Annotated in this window: 22 protein-coding genes and 1 tRNA gene; 18 read left to right on the top strand and 5 right to left on the bottom strand. The window is 61.0% G+C overall.

What is annotated here, in order from left to right:
• Window positions 1–42 precede the first annotated feature (42 nt).
• From chpT to chrA, 8 genes are all read left to right on the top strand, one after another.
• On the top strand, window positions 43–690 hold the full coding sequence (chpT, locus tag AC1Q67_RS06205) for a histidine phosphotransferase ChpT (RefSeq protein WP_024576188.1): 648 nt from the start codon (window positions 43–45) through the stop codon (window positions 688–690).
• A 186-nt stretch (window positions 691–876) separates the two neighbouring features.
• Window positions 877–3,600 carry a hybrid sensor histidine kinase/response regulator gene (locus AC1Q67_RS06200; protein ID WP_492234824.1) on the top strand — a complete coding sequence of 908 codons (2,724 nt, stop codon included), beginning with the start codon at window positions 877–879 and terminating at the stop codon, window positions 3,598–3,600.
• 11 nt (window positions 3,601–3,611) lie between these two features.
• On the top strand, window positions 3,612–4,082 hold the full coding sequence (locus AC1Q67_RS06195) for a chemotaxis protein CheW (RefSeq protein WP_024576189.1): 471 nt from the start codon (window positions 3,612–3,614) through the stop codon (window positions 4,080–4,082).
• A 72-nt stretch (window positions 4,083–4,154) separates the two neighbouring features.
• Window positions 4,155–4,520, top strand: a complete 366-nt coding sequence (locus AC1Q67_RS06190; RefSeq protein ID WP_024576190.1) for a response regulator — start codon at window positions 4,155–4,157, stop codon at window positions 4,518–4,520.
• Between the two features lie 54 nt (window positions 4,521–4,574).
• Window positions 4,575–5,750: a protein-glutamate methylesterase/protein-glutamine glutaminase gene (locus tag AC1Q67_RS06185; protein ID WP_492234825.1), complete on the top strand. Its 1,176-nt coding sequence runs from the start codon at window positions 4,575–4,577 to the stop codon at window positions 5,748–5,750.
• Window positions 5,747–6,616, top strand: coding sequence for a CheR family methyltransferase (locus AC1Q67_RS06180; protein ID WP_492234826.1), 870 nt, complete (start codon window positions 5,747–5,749; stop codon window positions 6,614–6,616). Before AC1Q67_RS06185 ends, AC1Q67_RS06180 begins: the two co-directional genes overlap by 4 nt.
• 132 nt (window positions 6,617–6,748) lie before the next feature.
• A complete protein-coding gene (locus AC1Q67_RS06175) occupies window positions 6,749–7,579 on the top strand; it encodes a chromate resistance protein ChrB domain-containing protein (protein ID WP_492234827.1) in 831 nt (276 codons plus the stop codon).
• A 59-nt stretch (window positions 7,580–7,638) separates the two neighbouring features.
• Window positions 7,639–8,976 (top strand): chromate efflux transporter, encoded by a 1,338-nt coding sequence (gene chrA / locus AC1Q67_RS06170; protein WP_492235697.1) that lies wholly within the window; start codon window positions 7,639–7,641, stop codon window positions 8,974–8,976.
• 204 nt (window positions 8,977–9,180) lie between these two features.
• Here chrA and ctrA read toward each other — a convergent pair whose 3' ends face one another.
• Entirely contained in the window at window positions 9,181–9,882 is a 702-nt protein-coding gene (ctrA, locus tag AC1Q67_RS06165) for a response regulator transcription factor CtrA (protein ID WP_006021880.1), read from the bottom strand.
• A 367-nt stretch (window positions 9,883–10,249) separates the two neighbouring features.
• Here ctrA and fliI point away from each other — a divergent pair, with 367 nt between their 5' ends.
• The 4 genes from fliI to AC1Q67_RS06145 all read left to right on the top strand — a co-directional run bounded on the left by fliI (window position 10,250) and on the right by AC1Q67_RS06145 (window position 13,918).
• Window positions 10,250–11,575 carry a flagellar protein export ATPase FliI gene (gene fliI, locus AC1Q67_RS06160; RefSeq protein WP_024576195.1) on the top strand — a complete coding sequence of 442 codons (1,326 nt, stop codon included), beginning with the start codon at window positions 10,250–10,252 and terminating at the stop codon, window positions 11,573–11,575.
• A gap of 106 nt (window positions 11,576–11,681) precedes the next feature.
• The gene (gene fliJ / locus AC1Q67_RS06155) at window positions 11,682–12,101 is read left to right on the top strand and encodes a flagellar export protein FliJ (RefSeq protein ID WP_006021878.1); all 420 of its coding nucleotides are present in this window, start codon (window positions 11,682–11,684) and stop codon (window positions 12,099–12,101) included.
• A 280-nt stretch (window positions 12,102–12,381) separates the two neighbouring features.
• Window positions 12,382–12,930 (top strand): sigma-70 family RNA polymerase sigma factor, encoded by a 549-nt coding sequence (locus AC1Q67_RS06150; protein WP_024576196.1) that lies wholly within the window; start codon window positions 12,382–12,384, stop codon window positions 12,928–12,930.
• Window position 12,931: 1 nt separating this feature from the next.
• The gene (locus tag AC1Q67_RS06145) at window positions 12,932–13,918 is read left to right on the top strand and encodes an anti-sigma factor (RefSeq protein ID WP_492234828.1); all 987 of its coding nucleotides are present in this window, start codon (window positions 12,932–12,934) and stop codon (window positions 13,916–13,918) included.
• A 132-nt stretch (window positions 13,919–14,050) separates the two neighbouring features.
• Here the strand turns inward: AC1Q67_RS06145 and AC1Q67_RS06140 are convergent, their stop codons facing one another.
• Window positions 14,051–14,260, bottom strand: a complete 210-nt coding sequence (locus AC1Q67_RS06140) for a hypothetical protein (RefSeq protein WP_492234829.1) — start codon at window positions 14,258–14,260, stop codon at window positions 14,051–14,053.
• A 301-nt stretch (window positions 14,261–14,561) separates the two neighbouring features.
• Window positions 14,562–16,694: a flagellar biosynthesis protein FlhA gene (gene flhA / locus AC1Q67_RS06135; protein WP_024576199.1), complete on the bottom strand. Its 2,133-nt coding sequence runs from the start codon at window positions 16,692–16,694 to the stop codon at window positions 14,562–14,564.
• 293 nt (window positions 16,695–16,987) lie between these two features.
• Between flhA and AC1Q67_RS06130 the strand changes: the two genes are divergently transcribed.
• The 6 genes from AC1Q67_RS06130 (at window position 16,988) to AC1Q67_RS06105 (ending at window position 21,880) form a co-directional block, all read left to right on the top strand.
• On the top strand, window positions 16,988–18,223 hold the full coding sequence (locus tag AC1Q67_RS06130) for an MFS transporter (RefSeq protein ID WP_492234830.1): 1,236 nt from the start codon (window positions 16,988–16,990) through the stop codon (window positions 18,221–18,223).
• 91 nt (window positions 18,224–18,314) lie between these two features.
• Entirely contained in the window at window positions 18,315–18,662 is a 348-nt protein-coding gene (gene panD / locus AC1Q67_RS06125) for an aspartate 1-decarboxylase (protein ID WP_024576201.1), read from the top strand.
• A gap of 54 nt (window positions 18,663–18,716) precedes the next feature.
• A complete protein-coding gene (locus tag AC1Q67_RS06120; RefSeq protein ID WP_492234831.1) occupies window positions 18,717–19,847 on the top strand; it encodes an 8-amino-7-oxononanoate synthase in 1,131 nt (376 codons plus the stop codon).
• A complete protein-coding gene (bioD, locus tag AC1Q67_RS06115; protein WP_024576203.1) occupies window positions 19,844–20,482 on the top strand; it encodes a dethiobiotin synthase in 639 nt (212 codons plus the stop codon). Before AC1Q67_RS06120 ends, bioD begins: the two co-directional genes overlap by 4 nt.
• Window positions 20,482–21,741, top strand: a complete 1,260-nt coding sequence (locus AC1Q67_RS06110; protein WP_492234832.1) for an adenosylmethionine--8-amino-7-oxononanoate transaminase — start codon at window positions 20,482–20,484, stop codon at window positions 21,739–21,741. Before bioD ends, AC1Q67_RS06110 begins: the two co-directional genes overlap by 1 nt.
• A 63-nt stretch (window positions 21,742–21,804) precedes the next feature.
• Window positions 21,805–21,880, top strand: a tRNA-Ile gene (locus AC1Q67_RS06105).
• Window positions 21,881–22,044: 164 nt separating this feature from the next.
• Here AC1Q67_RS06105 and AC1Q67_RS06100 read toward each other — a convergent pair.
• Together AC1Q67_RS06100 and AC1Q67_RS06095 are read right to left on the bottom strand one after the other, a co-directional pair.
• Window positions 22,045–23,637 (bottom strand): recombinase family protein, encoded by a 1,593-nt coding sequence (locus tag AC1Q67_RS06100; RefSeq protein WP_002713070.1) that lies wholly within the window; start codon window positions 23,635–23,637, stop codon window positions 22,045–22,047.
• On the bottom strand, window positions 23,634–24,110 hold the full coding sequence (locus AC1Q67_RS06095) for a DUF2924 domain-containing protein (RefSeq protein WP_009737330.1): 477 nt from the start codon (window positions 24,108–24,110) through the stop codon (window positions 23,634–23,636). Before AC1Q67_RS06095 ends, AC1Q67_RS06100 begins: the two co-directional genes overlap by 4 nt.
• Window positions 24,111–24,121 lie beyond the last annotated feature (11 nt).

Genomic DNA, 24,121 nt, shown 5'->3' with positions numbered 1-24,121 from the left:
CCCCGTGATTGCAGGAAATCGCTGGAAAATCCGAGGAAATTCATGTCTGGCACGTCAACTCCCGGTCCTACACCCGATGCTCTCGAACTCGCCGCGTTGATGTGTTCGCGCGTCTGCCACGATCTCATCAACCCGGTGGGCGCCATCGTCAACGGCCTTGAGGTGTTCGACAGCAGCAACAAGGAAGACGACAAGGAGTTTGCGCTCGATCTGATCCGCAAGAGCGCGAAATCCACCTCGGCACGGCTGCAGTTCTGCCGCATCGCCTACGGCGCCGCGGGCTCTGCCGGTTCCCAGATCGATCTCGGCGAGGCGCAGAAGATGACGCGCAATCATCTTGAGGACGAGAAGACCAAGATCGTCTGGAATCTGCCGCACGTCCTGATGGCGAAAAACCGGGTCAAGCTGCTGCTGAACATGTTCGTCATCGCGCAGCAGGCGATTCCGCGCGGAGGTCAGCTCATCGTCGATCCGATCGGCGAGGGAGACACGATGGGATTCCGTCTTCGCGCCGCTGGCACCAATGCGCGCGAGCCGCAGAACGTCGCGGCGCAACTGAATCTCGACAATGCCGGATCGGTCTCCGCGCATGCGGTACAGCCCTATTACACGGCGCTGCTGGCGCAGGCGTGCGGGCTCAAGGTGTCGCTGGCCGCCGAGCCGGACGCCGTGGTTTTGACCGCGGCCTGACGATATCTTCATGAACTCTTAATGATGCGGGCGCCGGAAAATGCCGGTGCCGCTGGCATTTGCGTTAGGCGTTTATTCAGCGCGTTCTTTTCTGATTGCTCAACCAATATTAAACGCTTTGCCCCGACACTGGCCGGCATCTAGGAGGCGTGACGTTCATGCCTCCCTTGCCAGAAGGCCGGCTTCATGGACGATTTGCTGCGGGAATTCCTGACCGAAACCAACGAGAGTCTCGATACCGTCGACAACCAACTGGTTCGTTTCGAGCAGGATCCGAATAACGCGAAGATTCTCGATAATATCTTTCGGCTTGTTCACACCATCAAGGGCACGTGCGGCTTCCTCGGATTGCCGCGTCTTGAAGCGCTCGCTCACGCAGCCGAGACGCTGATGGGCAAATTCCGCGACGGCATGCCGGTGACCGGCGAAGCCGTCACGCTGATCCTGAGCACCATCGACCGCATCAAGGAGATTCTCGGCCAGCTCGAGGCAACCGAGGCGGAGCCGGAAGGCGCCGATGTCGATCTGATCGACGCGCTTCACCATATGGTCGAGCAGGGCATGGCCGCGATGGCAGCCGCGCCTGCTGCGCCTGCGCCAGCCGCACCTGCGCCGGTTGCAGCCAAGCCGGTGACCGTCGGCATGATGGTCGATCAGACGCTGGAACGCGAACTGCGTCCCGGTGAAGTTTCGCTCGACGAACTTGAGCGCGCTTTCCGCGAAACCGAAATCGAAGTCGCATCGCCATCGATTGCGCCGGTTGAGCAGCCCGCCCCAAAGGCCGAAGCTCCAAAGGCCGATGCGACGAAGGCCGCGGTAAAGGCAAAGAAGCCGGTCATCGAGAATGAGACGACGGAGAGCGACAAGATCGCGAACCAATCCATTCGCGTCAATGTCGATACGCTCGAGCATCTGATGACCATGGTTTCGGAACTGGTGCTGACGCGCAACCAGTTGCTCGAGATCAGCCGCCGTAACGAGGATTCCGAGTTCAAGGTGCCGTTGCAGCGGCTCTCGAACGTCACCGCCGAGTTGCAGGAAGGCGTCATGAAGACGCGCATGCAGCCGATCGGCAACGCCTGGCAGAAGCTGCCGCGCATCGTGCGCGACCTGTCGAGCGAACTCGGCAAGCAGATCGAACTGGAAATGCACGGCGCCGACACCGAGCTCGATCGCCAGGTGCTCGATCTGATCAAGGATCCGCTGACGCACATGGTCCGCAACTCCGCCGACCACGGCCTTGAGACCACGGCGGATCGCGTCGCCGCCGGCAAGCCGGAGCAGGGCACCATCCGCGTGTCCGCCTATCATGAGGGCGGCCATATCATCATCTGCATCGCCGACAACGGGCGCGGCCTGAACACCGAGCGCATCAAGCAGAAGGCCGTGCAGAACGGTCTGGTCACCGAAGCCGAAGTCGAGAAGATGACCGAGGCGCAGATCCACAAGTTCATTTTCGCGCCGGGCTTCTCCACGGCTGCGGCAGTCACGAGCGTGTCCGGCCGCGGCGTCGGCATGGATGTGGTGCGCACCAACATCGATCAGATCGGCGGCACCATCGACGTGAAGTCGGTGCCGGGCGAGGGTTCGAGCTTCACCATCAAGATTCCGCTGACGCTGGCGATCGTGTCGGCGCTGATCGTGGAAGCCGCCGGCGACCGCTTTGCGATCCCGCAGCTGTCGGTGGTCGAGCTGGTGCGCGCGCGCTCCAATTCCGATCATCGCATCGAGCGGATCAAGGACACGCCGGTGCTGCGGCTGCGCAACAAGCTGCTGCCGCTGATGCATCTGAAGAAGCTGCTCAAGATCGACGACGGCGCGTCGATCGATCCGGAGAACGGCTTCATTGTGGTCACCCAGGTCGGAAGCCAGACCTTCGGCATCGTGGTCGACGGCGTTTTCCACACCGAGGAAATCGTGGTCAAGCCGATGTCCACCAAGCTGCGCCATATCGGAATGTTCTCGGGCAACACCATTCTCGGTGACGGCGCCGTGATCATGATCATCGATCCGAACGGCATTGCCCAGTCGCTCGGTACGGCGGCTGCGACCCAGAGCGAGATCGGCGACGAGAACGCCGCGGCGCGCTCCAGCTCCGATGCCCAGCTCACCTCGCTTCTCGTGTTCCGGTCCGGCTCGTCCCAGCCCAAGGCTGTGCCGCTGGCTCTGGTCACACGGCTCGAGGAGATTTCGGTCGACAAAATCGAACTCTCGAACGGCCGTCACATGGTCCAGTACCGCGAGCAGTTGATGCCGCTGGTCGAGATGGAAGGCGTGACGATCCGCGAAAGCGGCGTTCAGCCGATTCTCGTTTTCGCCGACGATGGACGCTCGATGGGACTCGTAGTCGATGAAATCATCGATATCGTCGAGGAGCAGCTCAGCATCGAAGTGGCGAGCACGCGCGAAGGCGTGCTTGGCTCTGCGGTCGTGAAGGGCCAGGCCACCGAGGTGATCGACGTCGGGCACTTCCTGCCGATGGCGTTCGCCGACTGGTTCAGCCGCAAGGAAATGCGTCTGTCGGCCACGGCGCAGACCGTTCTGCTGGTCGACGACTCCGCGTTCTTCCGCAACATGCTGGCGCCCGTCCTGAAGGCGGCGGGCTATCGGGTCACGGTTGCGCAGAACGGCCACGAAGGCCTGTCGGTGCTGCGCTCCGGCAACCAGTTCGACGTCATTCTGACCGATATCGAGATGCCGGACATGAATGGCTTCGAGTTCGCCGAAGCGATCCGCGCCGATCGCAAGATGGAGTCGATGCCGATCATCGCGCTGTCGTCCGTGGTGTCGCCCGCGGCTATCGAACGCGGCCGCCAGGCCGGCTTCCATGACTATGTCGCTAAATTCGACCGGCCGGGACTGATCGCCGCGCTGAAGGAACAGACCGCTGACGTCAGGCAGGCGGCGTAAGGAACATGACAATGGATACGAATGTTGACGGCGCTGACCGTGGTATCACCGAATACGTCACCGCGATGATCGGCGGACAGTTGTTCGGACTGCCGATTTCGCGGGTTCAGGATGTGTTCATGCCGGAGCGGCTAACGCGAGTTCCCCTCGCGTCCGCGGACGTCGCGGGTGTTCTCAACCTTCGCGGCAGGATCGTCACCGCGATCGATATGCGCGCCCGTCTTGGACTGGCGAAGAACGAAGACGGCCGTCCGCCGATGGCGGTGGGCGTCGACCTGCGCGGCGAATCCTACGGCTTGCTGATCGACAGCATCGGTGAGGTCCTCAAGCTCGCGGACGAAAGCCGCGAGGTAAATCCCGTCAATCTCGACCCGCGCATGGCGAAGATGGCCGGCGGCGTTCACCGGCTCGACGGGCAGTTGATGGTCGTTCTCGACGTCGACCGCGTTCTGGAAATCAATCCGGATATGCTCGCCGCCTAAAAATAATTTTGGGAAGCAACGCAAGCCCCGTGACAGCGGCCCACACGGGAACTGAGGAAAAAAGAGGCTAAGATGAAAACATGTCTGATTGTTGACGATTCAAGCGTCATCCGGAAAGTCGCGCGGCGCATTCTGGAAGGGCTGGATTTCCAGATTGTCGAAGCCGAGGACGGCGAGAAGGCCATGGAAGTCTGCAAGCGCGGAATGCCGGAGGCCATCCTGCTCGATTGGAACATGCCGGTGATGGATGGATACGAGTTCCTCCGCAACCTGCGTCTGATGCCGGGCGGCGACAGGCCGAAGGTGGTGTTCTGCACCACCGAGAACGATGTCGCCCACATCGCCCGTGCGCTCCATGCCGGCGCCAATGAATACATCATGAAGCCGTTCGACAAGGAAATCGTGACGGCGAAATTTCATGAAGTCGGTCTGATCTAGGCTCGCGCTCTGAAGCCGCGTGTTGTGTTGTTCGTTGCGTAGAGTTGGTTGTTCATGAGCGTTGCAGTTTTGACTCCACCGGGCTCGTCCGCACAGCGGCACGAGCCGCTGCGCGTCATGGTCGTCGACGACTCTGCGGTCATCCGCGGTCTGATTTCCCGCTGGATCGAGGCTGAGGCGGATCTCACGGTCGTCGCATCGATCCGCACCGGGCTCGATGCGGTCAACCAGGTCGTGCGCGTCGATCCCGATGTTGTCGTGCTCGATATCGAGATGCCGGATATGGACGGCATCTCGGCGCTGCCGCTGCTGCTGGAGAAGAAGCGCAACCTCGTGATCATCATGGCGTCGACGCTGACCCGCCGGAATGCGGAGATCAGCTTCAAGGCGCTGTCGCTCGGCGCGTCGGATTACATCCCCAAGCCCGAGAGCACGCGTGAGATCGCCGCGGCCGACATCTTCAAGCACGATCTGATCGAAAAGATCCGCCACCTCGGCGCGCGTCTGCGCCGTCCGGCTGTCGTTGCCAGTCCGCCGCTATCGCCGGTTGCGCAGCCGGTGCGGACGCCGCTGCCGCGAACCTCCACGGCCACGATGCCGCCGGTCGCGCAGCCCAAGCTGATGGTGCGGCCGTTCAGTGCGGTTATCCCGCGCGTCCTGGTGATCGGTTCCTCGACCGGCGGACCGCAAGCGCTGATGACTCTGGTCGCCGGTATCGGTCCGGTGGTCGACCAGCATCCGGTTCTCATCACCCAGCATATGCCGCCGACCTTCACCACCATTCTCGCCGAACATCTGGCGCGCGCGAGCGGGCGTCCCGCTCACGAGGCGGTCGATGGCGAGACGGTCAAGGCGGGACAAATCTATCTTGCGCCGGGCGGGCGTCATATGCGCGTGGTGCGCTCGGGGACGAATACGGTGATCGCTCTCGATGACGGGCCGCAGATCAACTTCTGCAAGCCGGCGGTCGATCCGCTGTTCGCCTCGGCAGCGGAAGTCTGGCAGGCCGGCATTCTCGCCGTGGTGCTGACCGGGATGGGGTCTGACGGCGCGCAGGGCGCCAGGACCATCGTCGCCGCCGGCGGCAACGTCATCGCACAGGACGAAGCCACCAGCGTTGTGTGGGGTATGCCGGGCGCTGTGGCCCATGCAGGTGTCTGCGCGGCGATTCTGCCGCTCGACCAGATCGCTCCCAAAATTGTTCGCGTGTTTTCAGGAGTTCGCGGGTGACGCCACTGGATTACGAGTATCTGCGCAAGCTTCTGAAAGATCGCTCCGGTCTGCTGTTGTCTTCGGACAAGCAGTACCTGATCGAAAGCCGTCTGCTGCCGCTTGCCCGCAAGGCCGGTATTTCTGGCATCAGCGAACTTGTGCAGAAGATCAAGTCGGGTTCGGAATCCCTGACCGTCGATGTCGTCGAGGCGATGACGACCAACGAGACGTTCTTCTTCCGCGACAAGGTTCCGTTCGAAAATGTCCGCGATACGGTGCTTCCCAATTTGCTGAAGGCGCGCGCCAGCCGCCGCAGCCTGCGCATCTGGTGCGCGGCGGCGTCGACCGGGCAGGAGCCTTACTCGCTCGCCATGCTTTTGAAGGAAGCCTTGCCGCCGGACTGGCGCGCGGAAATCGTTGCGACCGATCTGTCGCTCGAAGTTCTCGAAAAGGCGAAGGCGGGGATCTACAGCCAGTTCGAAGTTCAGCGCGGATTGCCGATCCAGCTGCTGGTGAAACATTTCAAGCAGGTCGGGGATGTCTGGCAGCTCAATCCGGATATCCGCGCCATGGTCCGCTACCAGCAGGCCAACCTGCTGCAGGATTTCTCGCACTTCGGCGTCTTCGACATTATCTTCTGCCGGAACGTTCTGATCTATTTCGATCAGCCGACCAAGATCGACGTGTTCGGCCGCATGCAGAAGGTGAATGAGCCGGACGGCTTCCTTTTCCTTGGCGCAGCCGAGACCGTGATCGGACTGACGGATGCCTACCGGGCCGCCCCGGACCTGCGCGGCGTCTATATGCCGAATCCTGCACGCGTGTCCTCGCCCTCTCTGGCGCCCGGGATGATGCGTAGCCAGAAGGCATTCGCGGCAAGCTGACGGTTCATCGTCGAGGCGCGTGTCGTTGACAACCGTCCCGCGCCGGGGTGTAAGATAGGGCATGGGGAAAGCGATCTCCCCACGAGGCGACATGCCCAAGAATCGCGTCCATTCTCTTGAGAGGGACGCATCATGTCTTCCATCAATTCGATCTCACCCGAAAAACTCGCCCGGCTGACCGGCACGCCCAGGTGCCCGGCCCTTATCGACGTTCGCCTTGCCGACGATCTTGCCGCCGAGCCGAAATTCGTTCCGGGCGCATGTCACCGGGACCATGCGTCGGTTGCCGATTGGGCGTCAGAGTTCGCCGGCCGTGCCGCCGTTGTCATATGCAAGAGAGGCGGGAAGCTGAGCGAGGGAGTCGCCGCCTGGCTCCGTCACGCCGGAGCGTCAGCCGACGTTCTGGAAGGGGGCCATGAAGCCTGGGCGAACGCGAAGCTTCCATTGGTGCCTGCTGCGAAACTACCGCCGCGCGATCGGCAGGGGCGCACGCTCTGGGTGACGCGCTCGCGGCCGAAAGTCGACCGCATCGCCTGCCCATGGCTGATCCGGCGCTTTGTCGATCCGTCCGCGATTTTTCTCTTTGTGACGGCTTCCGAAGTGGAGGAGGTCGGTCAGCGCTTTGGCGCGGCGCCGTTCGACATTGAAAATGTGTTCTGGAGCCATCGCGGTGAACTGTGCACCTTTGATGTCATGGTCGAGGAGTTCGGTCTTGATACAGAGCCGCTCAAGCGTCTGGCGACTATCGTGCGCGCGGCCGATACCGCACGTCCCGATCTTTCGCCGGAAGCGCCCGGCCTGCTCGCGGCATCTCTGGGCCTGTCGCGGATGTATTCGGACGATCTCGAACAGCTCGATGCTGGACTCGCGCTCTATGATACGTTCTATCGCTGGTGCAGGGATGCGACCGATGAAACTCATAACTGGCCCTCGCATAAGGCCAAGGCAAAGGTCAAAGCATGACTGACGTCACGACGCCGTCGGCGATTCCCGCTCCACGGAGCACGCCGGGCTTTCCGGACATGAAAGAAGCTTTCGGGGTCTGGCTTCGGGTCGCGATGCTCAGTTTTGGCGGCCCTGCCGGACAGATCGCGGTCATGCACCGCATTCTGGTGGAGGAGAAGCGCTGGGTTTCCGAGAGCCGATTCCTGCACGCCCTGAATTACTGCATGCTGCTGCCCGGTCCCGAGGCGCAGCAGCTCGCCACCTACATCGGCTGGCTGATGCATCGTACCCGCGGCGGGATCATGGCGGGCGGCCTCTTCATCATGCCTGGCGTTATCGCCATCATGGCGCTGAGCTACATCTATGCCGCCTTCGGCAATGTGGGATTTGTCGCCGCGCTGTTCTTCGGTCTCAAGGCGGCGGTGCTGGCGATCGTGATCCAGGCGGTTGTCCGTGTCGGCAAACGGGCTCTCAAGAATCGGGTCCTGCAAGGTCTCGCGGCGGCCGCGTTCATCGCGATCTTCTTTTTCAACGTGCCGTTTCCCGTCATCATTCTGGCCGCCGGGCTGATCGGCTATTTCGGAGGCCGGGCCGGGCTGCCTGCGTTTGCAGCGGGCGGCGGGCATGACAGCAAGACGCCGACCGCTCTGGTCGATGCATTGCTGGGTGATGAATTGCCCGAGCATGCGCACCCGACTGTCGCCCGCTCGTTACGGGTCGCCGCGGTCTGGCTCCTTCTGTGGCTGACGCCGGTGGCGTTGCTCGTCCTGATGCTTGGAAAGGGCAGCGTGTTCTCCGAGATCGCGGTGTTCTTCAGCAAGATGGCCATGGTGACATTCGGGGGAGCCTACGCGGTGCTGGCCTACGTCGCTCAACAGGCCGTGGAAAATTATCACTGGCTGCGGCCGCATGAGATGCTCGACGGATTGGGCATGGCGGAAACCACGCCCGGTCCGCTGATCATGGTCTTGCAGTTCGTGGGCTTTATGGCTGCTTTCCGCGATCCGGGAACACTGCCGCCGATGGTGGCAGGAACGCTCGGCGGACTGCTTGCGACATGGGTGACGTTCACGCCGTGCTTCCTGTGGATTTTCCTCGGCGCGCCGTTCATTGAGGTGCTGCGCGGAAACAAGGCTCTCGCGGGTGCGTTGTCGGCGATCACGGCGGCGGTGGTTGGCGTGATCCTCAACCTTGCGATCTGGTTCGCGATTCACACCGTCTTCCGGGAAACATTTCCGGTGCGCAGTTTCGGAATGTCGTTCGATGCTCCAGTGCTGTGGAGTGTCGATCCGTGGGCGCTCGCCCTTTCCGTCGCGGCGGCGACCGCGATCTTTCGCTTCAATGCAGGAATGTTGCAGACGCTGGCCGCCTGTGCCTCGGCAGGGGTGCTGCTCTATTTCGCCGGAGCTCTCTGACTCTGATTACAGGGCTTCTGGAGAAAACCGGCGCGCATTGCCTTATCGGCCGGAGATCGCCACCGGTTCGCCTTATCGGGCAAATGTCGGAAAGCCGGCTGCGGCGCGGCGGGATTGTGCCTTTTCCAAACAAAAACCCCGCCATTCGCGGCGGGGTTCAGTCTGGGAGGTGAGAGCCGCACAGGCTCTCGATACAACCCGGTGTCAGGCTGGAATGCGCACTTCGTCGTCGTGCGGCTCGCGCAGCACATAGCCGCGGCCCCAGACGGTTTCGATGAAGTTACGGCCTTCCGAAGCGTTCGCAAGCTTCTTGCGCAGCTTGCAGATGAAGACGTCAATGATCTTGAGTTCGGGCTCGTCCATGCCGCCGTAGAGATGATTGAGGAACATCTCCTTGGTGAGGGTGGTGCCCTTGCGGAGCGAGAGCAGCTCCAGCATCTGGTATTCCTTGCCCGTCAGGTGGACGCGCTGGCCGCCGACTTCGACGGTCTTGGTGTCGAGATTGACCACCAGATCGCCGGTCTGGATGACCGACTGGGCGTGACCCTTGGAACGGCGGACGATCGCGTGAATGCGGGCGACCAGTTCGTCCTTGTGGAAGGGCTTGGTCATGTAGTCATCGGCGCCGACGCCGAGACCCTTGACCTTGTCCTCGATGCCGGCGAGGCCGGAGAGGATCAGGATCGGTGTCTTGATCTTCGAGACACGCAGCTGCTTGAGAACATCATAGCCGGACATGTCCGGGAGGTTCAGGTCGAGCAGGATGATGTCGTAATCGTAAAGTTTTCCGAGGTCGACGCCCTCTTCTCCGAGATCCGTCGTGTAGACGTTGAAGCTCTCGGATTTGAGCATCAGCTCGATCGACTGCGCAGTGGCGCTGTCATCTTCTATCAGCAATACGCGCATGCCAGTCCCCTATAGTCGCCGCTCCGGGCGTCAGGCCGGCCGCCTACTCGCGGCACTGGAAACGCCTTTGAACAACTGATTCGGATCCTGACGACATATGGTTAACAAATGCTGATTCGTGTCTGCAAGCTCTATCGTGCAATTTTTGTCGAATCGCACTAAGATATTGCGGTCAAGAAGCTTTTCGCACCCGCGTCGTTCAAGTTCCACATTAAGAGCCGGGCCTAACCGACTCCTGCGACTCGCTCCTTCGTTCTGAAGGTCAAGCGCTCTCAGTCATCAAAGACAGTGACGCAATGATTAACGATGCGGGTAAACACAGGGTTAAGGGGATGCCGCGAAATCGCGGAAACTTAAGGTTTTCGCAATGAAGGCCCTCGCGGAACAGATCTCCGACATCGACGGCGTCAATATTTATGGCCGCGTTGTCGGTGTGCGCGGACTTATGGTGGAGATCGCGGGACCGATCCATGCGATGTCGGTCGGCGCGCGCATCGTGGTCGAGACCGGCAACAATCGCTTCATCCCATGCGAGGTGATCGGCTTCACCGGCAACAATGCCGTGGTGATGCCGTTCGCGGGACTGGAAGGTGTCCGGCGCGGCTGCCGCGCGGTGATTGCCAACGCCGCCAGCCAGGTGCGTCCGTCGGCGGCGTGGCTCGGGCGTGTCGTCAATGCCATGGGCGAGCCGATCGACGGCAAGGGACCTTTGGTTCAGGGCCCGTCGCCGATGACCTACCGGAACGCGCCGCCGCCTGCGCATTCCCGCAAGCGGGTGGGTCCGCCGCTCGATCTCGGCGTGCGGTCGCTCAATACTTTCCTGACCTGTTGCCGCGGCCAGCGCATGGGCATCTTCGCAGGCTCCGGCGTCGGCAAGTCGGTGCTGCTGTCGATGCTCGCGCGCAATGTGGATGCCGATGTTTCGGTGATCGGCCTGATCGGCGAACGCGGCCGTGAGGTGCAGGAGTTCCTGCAGGACGATCTCGGCGAGGAAGGCCTGGCGCGCTCGGTGGTGGTGGTCGCGACATCCGACGAGCCCGCATTGATGCGGCGGCAGGCGGCTTACCTGACCCTGGCCATCGCGGAATATTTCCGCGATGAGGACAAGGACGTCATGTGCATGATGGACTCGGTGACACGCTTTGCGATGGCGCAGCGTGAAATCGGCCTGTCCGCCGGAGAGCCGCCGACGGCGAAAGGCTATACGCCGACGGTGTTCACCGAACTGCCGAAGCTGCTGGAGCGGGCAGGGCCTGGACTGGGTGAAGGCACCATCACCGGCATCTTCACGGTGCTGGTTGACGGCGATGACCACAACGAGCCGGTGGCCGACGCGGTGCGCGGCATCCTCGACGGCCATATCGTGATGCAGCGCTCGATCGCCGAGCGCGGCCGTTATCCAGCGATCAACATCCTGAAGTCGGTTTCCCGAACCATGCCGCGATCTGCCGATCCGGCTTTCCTCCCCAGCGTCACCCGGGCCCGGCAGGTCATGGCGACCTATGCGGACATGGAAGAATTGATCCGCCTTGGTGCTTACCGGGCCGGATCGAGCCCTGAGGTCGATGAGGCCATCCGGCTGCACGAGCCGCTCGAAACCTTCCTGCGGCAGGCCAAGGATGAATCCACCGGGATCGGGGAGGGCTATCGCCGATTGGAGCAAATCCTGCAAACCTTGGAAACGGAACGCTAACTTTGTCGCGCCATGATCCCGCCATCTGTGTTTGACCGGAGGGGCCCTTGGGGGGATGCCGGTTCCGTCCCGCTTTGTGGTTGGGACTTCTGGGGAGTACGAGTCGATGAAGTCACGTGAAACGCTGATCCGCCTGAAGAAATTTCAGGTCGACGAAAAGCGCCGAAGGGTTGCGCAGATCGAAGGCATGATCGCCGACTTCCAGCGCATGTCGGTCGACCTGGAGCGCGAAATCCAGCACGAGCAGGACCGCGCTGGCATTAATGATCCCACACACTTCGCCTATCCCACCTATGCCAAGGCAGCCATTCAGCGCCGCGAAAATCTGACCCGCTCCGCCGACGAACTGCGGGTTCAGCTCGAAGATGCGAAGGCGGTGCTCGGCGAGGCGTTCGAGGAGCTTAAGAAGGTGGAACTGCTGGACGAGCGCGACCAGGCACGCGAACGCGCCGAGGAAAGCGCCCGGGAGCAGGCTGATCTCGACAGCATCGGTTTGATGCGCTCGCGGATCGGAGCGATGGCCTGAGGTCTGGAGCGTCCGGTGGCTACAGCGGCCGGAACCCATTCGCCTCGCTGAACCTGCCTGATTGCCGCTGGTTCTAAAGTCTCAGCTCACAAGGCTGGTTTTTGTGAGTTGTTTCCGTGATATGAGACCCGGGCCGCAAGCCCGGGTTTTGCTTTTTCGCGACTTATCTCATGGCGGGACGCTGGACCCGATGCTGGCAAGATGTGATACGACGGCAAGAGTGACTTCGATTTTCGACTCTGCCGGGTACGATAGAGCGACGTATATTTGAGGACGTTTAATGCTGACGCCGGCTGAGTTGATCTGGCTGCTCGCATCGGTTGCGAAGGGGGATGAGGCGGCATTTGAGCGCCTTTACGCCGCCACACGGGCGAAACTCTTCGGCGTGGTGCTCCGTATATTGAGGCGTCAGGATCTTGCCGAGGAGGTGGTCCAGGAAGCCTACGTCAAGATCTGGCACAGTGCTGGCCAGTTCAATCCTTCGCTGGCTTCTCCGATTACCTGGATGGTTTCGATCGCACGCAACCGGGCGATCGATGTCGTGCGTAAACGGAGCGAGGCGTCGATCGAAGACGAGCCGTCTGCCATGGAGATCGCGTCGGATATTCCGGATCCGCTGGCGCGGCGGGAAATGACGGAGGAGCTGAAGCGCATTCTGGAGTGCGTCGGGCAGCTCGATCCGGAGCGCCAGAAACTCGTGCTGCTGGCCTATTACAATGGATGGAGCCGCGAACAGCTGTCGGAGAAATTCAATACGCCGCTGAACACCGTGAAGACCTGGCTACGTCGCAGCATGATTGAAATTCGCGGATGTCTTGGTTTGGGATGAGATGAACTACAGCGAAGACCATATCGCGCTTGCCGCGGAATATGCCCTCGGCACACTGAGTGCCGACGAGCGCGCCCTCGTCGAAACCATGATGATCGTCGATCACGGTTTCATGGAGGTGGTCGATGCGTGGGATCGCAAGCTCAGTCCGCTGCACCAGATGGTTGCCCCGATCGAGCCGCCGGCGCATCTGTGGGATAACATCAGCGCCGCGCTCGGCCTCGTCGGACCGCAGCCGGAGCCGGTTGAAGAACCCAAGGAAGAGTCTGTCGCCGCGGAGCTGCCGGAGCCGACGCCTGCGGTTGCTGAGCAGCCCGCCCAACCCGAGCAATCCGTCGTCGCACCATCAACCGATGTAACGGCAGAAGCCCCTCCGGTTGCGGCGTCGCCCGAGATCGTCCCGGAGCCGGTCGTGGTCCCGCCGTCTAATGTCGTTCCGCTGGCCGCTCGCAAGCGCGGCGGGTCGGCGTTCGGCTGGGTCATGACGGCGGTTGCAGCATCGCTGGCCGGAGTGATCGCGCTTCAGGCCAACCGGCCTGAATTGCTGCCGGAGCCATTGCGGGTCAAGCCGCAGATCAAGGTCGTTGAGGTCGCGGCGCCCGCGCAGCCACCCGCGCCGGCGGCGCAGTTCGTCGCTGTGCTCCAGCAGAACGCTGCCGCGCCGGCTTTCATTCTCACCGTGGATACGGCGACGAAGAACTTCACCGTGCGCAAGGTTAGCGCTGCGCCGGAGCCGGGCAAAAGCTATGAGCTCTGGCTGGTCTCGGACAAGCTGCAACGTCCGCGCTCACTCGGTGTCATCGGCGGCAGTGATTTCACCATCCGCCCGGGGCTGGCAGCGTACGACACCGATACGATCAACAAGGCCACCTATGCTGTAACCATTGAACCCGAGGGTGGCTCGCCGACCGGAGTTGCAACCGGGCCGATCGTCTACACGGGCAAGCTGATCGAGAGCGTGCCAGCGCTTCCTGCGCAGCCGCGCTGATATCTTGAAGTGAGCGCAACAAAAAACGCCCGTGGGGAGCGGGCGTTTTCTGTTCTCAGACTTGGGGTCTTCTGAGCACTCACAAGGCGACTTCGGGGGGCGGGGAAGAGAGCCTCGTGAATTCGTGATTCGTTAGCGGATGGCCGACTGCTCCGAACTGGTTATGACAACAGCCTTGTTAGCCTTCAACGCCGGACCTGTAACCTTAGCCGTCTGAGTGAGGCCGGTATCTGAAAGGCGAGCAGAGATTCCGAGACCCGCAACACCGATCGCGGCGACCAGAGCCACCACGACGATCTTCAAATGGGTCATGCGGTCCGCACTGTAAAACGAATGGTTCATAAAAACCTCCCGCCGCCTTTTGATGCAGTCGAACGTTTGTCTCGTTCGCATGCCCGAGGGTTCAACCCCACGCTCTCAACAACGTAATTGGCAGGGATTCGTTTCCAAGCATCGTTCACAAACGAGTGAAATGTCTTGAAGTTCCGAGAGGTCAGTAAACCACTCTAAAATATGTCAATACTTTCAGATATTTATCAAGTTGATGAGGAAAGCGCGCGGCTGTGAAGATTTCCAAAATTTCATGAAAAGCTTGTCTGTGACGATTTTGTCGCAGGCATTCCTATGGAAATCCAATGCCGGATCAGATGCTTCCGACCGTTTTCAGGCGCGCCCGGGGATGGATTTCCGACTGCGACAGGACAGTCGTCTGGGCCCGGAAACGTTCCACCAGAGAGCGCACGAAAGGCCGGATCGCCGCTGAAGTAACTAGCACAGGCGCTTCACCTTCACGGGCCGCCTGTTCGAAACGGTCGCGCACCGCGGTCATGAACTCGGACAGCTTGGACGGCTGCATCGCGAGGCTGCGTTCATCGCCGGTGCCGATCAGCGATTCCGCGAACGCCTGCTCCCACTTCGCGCTGAGTGCGATCAGCGGGAGGTAGCCGTTCATCGATGTGTTCTGCGCGCAGATCTGCCGCGCCAGACGGGTCCTCACATGCTCGGCCAGCGTTGCCGGATTACGTGAGAAGGCGAGTGCGTCGGCGATACCCTCAAGAATGGTCGAGAGGTCGCGGATCGAGATGCGCTCGGCCAGCAGCAATTGCAGGACGCGCTGGATGCCGGAGACCGTGATCTGGTTCGGGACGATATCCTTGACCAGTTCGCCCTGTTCCTTGGGCAGGTCGCGCAGGAGCTTCTGAACCTCGCCATAGGACAGCAGGTCGGACATATTGCCCTTGAGCAGCTCAGTGAGATGCGTAGAGAGGACCGTGGCGGAATCCACCACCGTATAGCCCTTGAGCGAGGCCTCTTCCTTCAGCGATGCATCGACCCAGGTTGCCGGCAATCCGAATGTCGGCTCGGTGGTGTGGGTGCCGGGAATGGTCACCTGGTTGCCCGATGGGTCCATGACCATGAACTGGTTGGCCCAGATGCGGCCGGTGCCGGCATCGACTTCCTTGATCTTGATGACGTAGGTGTTCGCCTCGAGCTGGACGTTGTCCAGAATGCGCACGGCCGGCATCACAAAGCCCATCTCTGTCGCGAGCGAGCGGCGCAGCGCCTTGATCTGGTCGGTGAGGCGGTCGGTGCCATCCGGTCCGTTGACCAGCGGCAGCAGCGCGTAACCAAGCTCGATCTTGAGGTCGTCGATCTTCAGCGCACTCGAGATCGGTTCTTCGGCGGCGGCTGCGGCAGCCGCAGCCGCTGCCGGAGCGGCTGCCTCGCGGGCTTCCTCGACCTTGACCGCGCGATTGCGCGTGCGTGCATTCCAGGCCAGCCAGCCCGCACCGCCACCAAGCAGCAGGAACGGCAGCATCGGGATGCCTGGCAGAAGCCCAAGCACCAGCATCACGCCGGAAGACATGCCGAGCGCCTGCGGATAGCCCGACAACTGCTTCATCATGGCCTTGTCGGCGGCGCCGGTGACGCCCGCCTTCGACACAAGCAGGCCGGCAGCGGTCGAGACGATCAGCGCCGGGACCTGCGTGACAAGGCCGTCGCCCACCGTCAGCAAAGTGTAGGTGCGTGCGGCATCCGCAAAACCCATGCCTTGCTGTGCGACGCCGATAATGATGCCGCCGATCACGTTGATGAACACCACGAGCAGGCCGGCGATGGCATCGCCGCGCACGAACTTGGAGGCGCCGTCCATGGCGCCGAAGAAGCCGCTTTCGTCTTCCAATTCCTTGCGGCGCTGCTTTGCGACTTTCTCGTCGATCAGGCCGGCGGAGAGGTCGGCGTCGATCGCCATCTGCTTGCCGGGCATCGAGTCGAGGTGAAAGCGCGCCGCCACTTCGGCGATGCGGCCCGAACCCTTGGTGATCACGACGAAGTTCACGATCACAAGGATCGTGAAGACGATGATGCCGATGACGAAATTGCCGCCCATCACGAAATTGCCGAACGCTTCGATGACGTGTCCGGCGGCGGCGGTGCCTTCGTGGCCGTGCGACAGGATCAGGCGGGTGGACGCGAGGTTGAGCGACAGCCGCAGCATGGTCGAGATCAGCAGGACGGTCGGGAATGCCGAGAATTCCAGCGGGGTCTGAATGAACAGCGCCGTCATCAGGATCAGGATCGAGAGCGTGATCGAGATCGCCAGAAACAGGTCCAGCACCACCGCTGGCAGCGGCAGGATGAGAACCACAAGAATGGTGAGAACACCGAAAGCCAGCGCGAGGTCGCCGCGCCTGAGCATTCCGCCGATGTCGCTGAGGCTGGGAAATCCGGAGCCGGTTGCCGCAGTGCCCTGGCCCGCCGTTACATCAACCATTGTCGCCGCTTCCCCCCGCGAATGTCGCTCGCGAGCCCCAAAGGTTTGAGCGGCGGCCGAAGGGCCGCCGTTCCTAAAGTGAGGCACCGCACTGGCATCCACGGGCATTTCCCCCGTTCAGCGACCGACGACACTCGACTTCACCCGGCAAAATTTGCCCAGTTTATGGTTAGCAAAGAGTTAACGAGAAAGCCGAAGGCCGATAATGTCATGCGCAGGAGGATGTTATTCTCGCATAACCCCCATTCGGAGAATGACTTGACCGGCAGCATAAGGCCGACGAAGTTGCATCCGTGCCGGTCTCCATCGATTCTGACTCTCATCCAGCGGTCTTCACGCCGGACTCACGTGCGGCGTGGGCACGGCTGGGTATTGCCCTCATTATCGGCTCGATCGGCAGCGTCGGCATGTGGTCGGTGGTGGTGGTCATCCCCATCGTCCAGGCCGACTTCGGCGCGACCCGGGGCGCGGCGTCGCTGGCTTTCACCTGCACCATGCTCGGGTTTGGCCTCGGTGGTGTGGTAATGGGCAAGCTGTCGGACCGCTTTGGCATTGTGCCTGCGATCGCAATCGGTATCGTCGCCATGCTGCTGGGCTATGTCGGTGCCGGCTATGCGGCAGCGCTGTGGCAATTCAACCTGATGCACTTCCTGATCGGGCTCGGCGCCGCCGCGACCTTCGGGCCGCTGATGACCGAGGCATCGCACTGGTTCGATCGCCACCGCGGGCTGGCCGTCACCATCGCCGCCAGCGGAAACTACATCGCCGGCACATTCTGGCCCACTGTTGTCGAACGCGGCACGGCATATGCTGGATGGCGCGCCACACATATCGCGATTGGAATCGGCTGTACGATCGTTATGGCGATCGTTGTCGCAGTTCTGCGCTGGCAGATCGGCAGTGAAACCGTGCGCTCGCACGCAGATGCGCCGCCGCCGCGCGTCGATCTGCAGATCGGCACCAATGCGCTCACCGCCGTGCTGGGCATCGCGGCTATCGCCTGCTGCGTGGCAATGTCGATGCCGCAGGTTCATATCGTCGCCTATTGCGGCGATCTTGGTTACGGCGTGGCGCGCGGCGCCGAGATGCTGTCATTGATGCTCGCCTTCGGAATCGTCAGCCGGATCGGCTCCGGTTTCCTGGCCGACCGTATCGGCGGGTTACGCACACTGCTGGTCGGCTCGATCGCGCAGGGCGTCGCGCTGATGTTCTATCTGTTTTTCGACGGGCTGACGTCGCTGTACATTATCTCCGCGATGTTCGGCCTGTTTCAGGGCGGCATCGTGCCGAGCTACGCCATCATTATCCGGGAATCGATGCCCTCCAGCGTGGCCGCAACCCGCGTCGGTATCGTCATCTTCGCATCGGTTATCGGCATGTCGTTCGGGGGGTGGATTTCCGGTGTGATTTTCGATGCGACCGGTTCCTACGCCGCCGCCTTTCTGAATGGTGTAGGCTGGAACGCTTTGAATATTGCTATTGTCGTAGCGTTATTGCTCCGCGCCCGCCGGCGCATGGCGCTCGCCTGACAGCTATCTCCTCCTAAAGTCTTGACCCCGGCGAGCGCCCGTCCTAACGGACTTGCGCGCGAGGCGTCCGCGCCGGAACCAGGGCAGGCCGATGCAAGTCACGATGATGAAGGGCAAGATCCACCGCGCGCGGGTGACCGAGGCGGATTTGCACTACGAAGGCTCGATTTCGATCGACCGCACTCTGATCGACGCCGCCGGATTTCTGGTCAATGAGCGGGTCGACATCTACAACATCGACACCGGCGCGCGTTTCTCGACCTATGTGATCGAAGCGCCTGCGGGCTCTGGCATCATCGGCTTGAATGGCGCCGCCGCGCGGCTGGCGATGATGGGCGACAAGGTGATCATCGTCGCTTATGCGAATTTTGATGAAACCGAGGCACGGCAGCATCAGCCCCGCGTGGTTCTCGTCAATGAAAAGAATCAAAAGCTGTAGACTTGCGGCATGTGCCCGCATCCATCCTCCATCGTTGCAGACGGGATTTGATGCATGCATGAGAAGTTCGAAGCCGATTTGCGCGATCTCGCGGGCAAGGGCCGATTGCGATCGCTTCGTGGCCGCACCGGAATCGATTTCACGTCGAACGATTATCTGGGCCTCGCCGAGTCCGATGAACTGAAGTGCGCCGCAACCGAGGCGATCGCGCGCGGCGTACCCGTTGGATCCGGCGGGTCCCGTCTGCTGCGCGGAAATCAGGACGAGCATGAGGCGCTCGAAAGTGAAGCCGCTTCCTATTTCGGTGCGGAGACCGCGCTCTATTTCGGCGGCGGTTATGTTGCGAACTTCGCGATCTTTTCAACGCTGCCGCAGCAGGGCGATCTCGTCGTCCATGACGAACTGATCCACGCCAGCGTCCATGAAGGAATGCGCCGCGGACGCGCTGAAACCGTGAGTATTCCGCACAACAATATCGATGCTTTCGACGCCGCTATCGTCCGCTGGCGTGCGGCCGGCGGCAAGGGACGGCCCTGGATTTCGGTCGAGAGCCTTTACAGCATGGATGGCGACAGCCCGGACATCGCGGGACTCATGGCCGTTGCCGATCGTCATGACGGGATGCTGGTCATCGACGAGGCGCATGCAACCGGTGTGCTTGGGCCGCAAGGGCGGGGGCTTGCTGCGGCATGCGAGGGACGGGACAATGTCATTACATTGCATACCTGCGGGAAGGCGCTTGGCACGGTCGGCGGCTTCATCCTCGCGCCGCGTACGATCCGTGATTTTCTCGTCAACCGCGCACGTCCCTTCATCTTTGCAACCGCGCCGTCGCCGTTGATCGCGGCGATCACCCGTGCGGCCATTCATATTTCCAGGACCAATCCGGAGCGCCGCGAGCGGCTTGCGCGGCTGGTCCGGTTCGCGGGCGATGAACTCTATCGCCGCTGCAGCGTCGCGCCGTCCGGTTCGCAAATTCTTCCGGTGATCATCGGCGCGGATCGCGCAGCGGTCGCCGTCGCGGCATCCTTGCAACAACGAGGCTTCGATATTCGCGCCATCCGTCCGCCCACTGTTCCGGAAGGGACGGCGCGGCTGCGTATCGCGCTGACGTTGAATGTCGATGAGGCCACAGTCGCGTCGCTGTTCGAGGCTTTGGCCGAAGACATGCGGAAAGCGGCATGAGCGCGCGTATCGTCGTCACCGGGACCGATACCGGAATTGGCAAGACAGTCTTTTCAGCCGCGCTCGCGGGCGCACTCGATGCATACTACTGGAAACCGGTTCAGGCCGGCGTCGAAGAAGAGACCGATCGCGACGCCGTCGCGCGGTTGTCAGGTCTCTCCCAGGAACGCGTGCTGCGTGAGGCCTATCGGCTGTTAACGCCTGCCTCTCCGCATCTGGCGGCGAAGATCGATGGCATCACTATCGATCCGGAAGCGCTTGCCTTGCCGGAAGTTGATCGGCCGCTGGTGATCGAAGGGGCGGGCGGTCTGATGGTGCCGCTGACAGCAAGCCTCACATATATAGATGTCATGGCGCAATGGCGTGTACCGGTCGTGCTGTGCGCGCGCACGACGCTCGGGACTATCAATCACAGCCTGCTGTCGGTCGAAGCGCTACGCGCGCGGAACATCCCGTTGCTCGGCATAGCTTTCATTGGCGATGAGAATGTTGAGTCGGAAACAGTGATTGCCAGCATGGGACAGGTGCGGCGTCTTGGTAGGCTGCCGCATCTGGCCTCGCTCACACACGAGACGTTGCGCGCGGCGTTCGCACAGCATTTTTCACCCGGTGACTTTCTGAAGGACGTGGCCTGATGATATCCAGATCTCCGGTATGGCATCCGTTCACGCAGCATGCGGTGCCACCCGAAGCGACGCTGATCTCGCGAGGCGAGGGCGCATGGCTCGAGGCGGCTGACGGCCGGCGCATTTTTGATGCGATTTCATCCTGGTGGGTGGTGACCCATGGTCATCGTCACCCTCGTATCATGCAGGCGATCAAGGACCAGGCCGACAAGCTCGATCAGGTCATCTTCGCCGGGTTTACCCATGAGCCGGCAGAGAAGCTTGCCCGGCATCTCGTTGCGATCACGCCGCCAGAGCTTGAATATGTTTTCTTCTCCGACAGCGGATCGACCTCGGTTGAAGTCGCACTCAAGATGGCATTGGGCTACTGGTGTCACGTCGGCGGAAAACGCAGCCGCATCCTCGCGCTCGAAGGCGCCTATCACGGCGACACGATCGGTGGCATGTCTGTCGGTGAACGCGGCGTCTTCAATGCGCCTTACGACCCGCTTCTCTTTGACGTAGAGCGAATTCCGTTCCCCGCATCCGGTCGCGAGCAGGAGACGTTCGATGCGCTGGCAATGGCATGCAGGCGCGGCGATGTTGCTGCACTGATCGTCGAGCCGCTTATTCTCGGTGCGGGCGGCATGCTGATCTATCCGCCGAATGTTCTGGCCGAGATGAAGCGCATCTGTGAGACGCACGAGGTTCTGTTCATCGCCGATGAGGTCATGACCGGATGGGGGCGCACAGGCACGTTGTTCGCATGCGAGCAGGCCGGGATCGCGCCTGATATCGCCTGCTACTCGAAGGGGCTGACGGGCGGTTCGGTGCCTCTGGCGGTAACGCTCTGCCGTTCCGAAATTTTCGATGCGCATTACTCGACGGACCGCAGCAGGACGTTTTTTCACTCCAGCTCGTACACCGCGAACCCGATTGCCTGCGCAGCAGCGCTGGCCAATCTGGAAGTCTGGCAGAGCGAGCCGGTTATGGACCGTATCAACGGGCTTGCCGCGCTCCACAAGGAGAAGCTCGATCGGTTTCGCGGCGACAAACGTTTCGCCGACGTTCGCCAGATCGGAACCATCGCGGCGCTCGATATCGTGGCGAAGGATGCCGGCTACCTGGCGGATATCGGTCCGCGGCTTTACCGCGGATTTCTCGAGCGCGGCCTGCTGATCCGGCCGCTCGGCAACACGATCTACCTTATGCCACCCTATTGCAGCACCGCGGACGATCTGGACCAAGCGTACAGCGCTATCGATGATCTGACGAGCGAGGTTGCCTGAGGTTGCCCGCTTGCTGCGGTCATTGTATGGGGAGGTTGCACCGTTGCTCGGAACGAGCCGGCGGGGCCTGTAGCTCAATGGTTAGAGCCGACCGCTCATAACGGTCTGGTTGCAGGTTCGAGTCCTGCCGGGCCCACCACACAGTCCTTCAATATCTTCGACATCGCGAGAGCGACGAGAAAAGCCCGCTATTGGCGGGCTTTCTGAAACTGCCTGTCGCTAAATTGGTCTCAGAGACCCGCATTCAGCCAAATTGGCCGGTTTGTCTCTGCGGCCGAAAAATCCTGTTCCCCAGCCAGCCAATTAAGCCTGCAGGCCGAGGCTTCGGTGTTGGGCTGCCCAGAGGTATGGCAAATCGCGAATGTTCGAGATTCCAATTCCTCTCGGAAGATGCCCATCCACAGCAGCCTTGACCAAGGTGGGGGACAAAAACGCTAGCGAAATCGTCAGATTAACTTGCCGCAGGCTGCATTGCTCGCGCGAGGCGATTTGTTGAGTAGATGTTACGCTGCCCGAGACGAGTTCATCGACCCAACATCGGCCTTGAGCGATCGCCTGGACGAGCTTTGCTCGTGTTTCAGATCGGATTGGTCGTTTATCGATGCGCCGTGATGACCTTGCTGGCGGGATAATTTCTCTTGCGACTTTGGAGGACGGCTTAGACCAAGGTACGAGGAGAATGTTTGGCTTGCTACGTTGTGATTTTTGCGTAGTTTTTCGTTCGCTAGCCTTGGTCGCGAGATGAATCTTCAAGGTTTTCAGCCCCACTTCGACCCGCGCAATGTGGTCACGAACGACCAACGCGGCGTCGTTTTCATTCTGCTTTAGTCGTTTCTGGACGGCGTCGATCACCAGCTTCTCGACTAGTGGGGCCGGCACTCGCGCCGCACTGCCGGCCTTGCGGGATTCGCCCTGAATGAGTGCGGTCGATATGTAATAGCGATAGCGAACACCTTTCTTGATTTTCGATGTAGGTGTCATTCGGTTGCCACCGTCATCGAAGATGAGGCCCATGAGGAAAGCCCCTGAGTTGCTTCGGGCTGTGGCGGTCGCTTGACGTTGCTGGTCGAGTTTGGTCTGGACGGCATCAAACAACTTACGATCAAGGATCGGCTTCTGCTCGCCGCGCAATATCTCGTTCTTATATTTGACCTCACCGATATAGAAACGGTTGCGGAGGAGGTGAGAAAGCGGCCCTCTGCCGAAAGGAATACCTCCGATGACCTTGCCGGTCGATAGAGATCGGCGCTTCGTCGTGATCTTGCCTTTTCTTAGATCCTCAAGGAGAGCGTTGATGCTGCCGAGTTCGAGATAGCGATGGTAGATATGACGAACAGTCTTGGCCTCGCTCTCGGCAATGGTGATCTTGCGATCCTTGGCTTTGTACCCTAGTGGAACGACGCCCCCAACCCAAAGTCCCTTGCGTTTTGAGGCCGCTATCTTGTCTCGAATACGCTCTGACGTAACTTCTCGTTCAAATTGGGCGAAGGACAACAGCACGTTGAGCGTCAGGCGTCCCATGGAGGTCGTGGTGTTGAATTGCTGCGTAACCGAAACAAACGAGACGCCGTGCTTGTCGAAAAGCTCAACAAGCTTGGCGAAGTCGGCGAGTGATCTCGTCAGGCGGTCGACTTTATAAACGATAATGACGTCGATCCTCCCTTCCTGAATGTCAGTTAGGAGTTGCTGGAGTGCGGGACGATCAGTCGATCCTCCGGAGAAACCACCATCGTCGTACCGTTTGCGAAGCTGGATCCATCCCGCGTGTGCTTGGCTTTTGATGTAAGAAGATGCACCCTCGTATTGGGCATCGAGAGAGTTGAAATTCTGATCAAGGCCTAAATCGGTCGAAACGCGAGTATAGATCGCACATCGAATGCTCTTGCGATCATTCATCGGTCAGTCCTTGATTTTTTGTCTATGGTGCCGTCTCGCAGACCGAAAAACCTCGGACCGTTCCAACGCGTGCCTGTCATCGCTAATGCAACTGCGGAAAGGCTCCTGTAGGTTTTCCCATTCCAGGCAAAGCCATCTGCCATCGCCATGACGCGGTGCTCGCGGCCCTTCCACTCCCGCATTAGAACAGTGCCAGCTTCCGGCTTGGCCTGTCGCTGATCATGATCATCAAGCTGAGATGCGACTACGCCCCGAGACTTGGCTCCGCCGCTCTGTTCAAGTGCGGCTTTTGTCGCCGCGTCGAGATCGCCGAATGCATCAGCCTGCAGCCGATATGCAAGGATGCCAAACAGCAAGTGTTTCGGCAGATGGGGGAGGGCAGGCTTTCGGAAGGTGATCTTCCAGCGGGCCTGCAACCCGCGCAGATCAAGACCGCGCAACTGCGCGATCTCTTCTTCGATCGAGTTCTTCAAAGGCTGCCTCA

The sequence above is a fragment of the Afipia sp. GW823-FHT06G09 genome (assembly GCF_058794875.1).
Note: the sequence above shows the minus strand (reverse complement) of the source record. Positions and strands in the feature narration are given on the sequence as shown.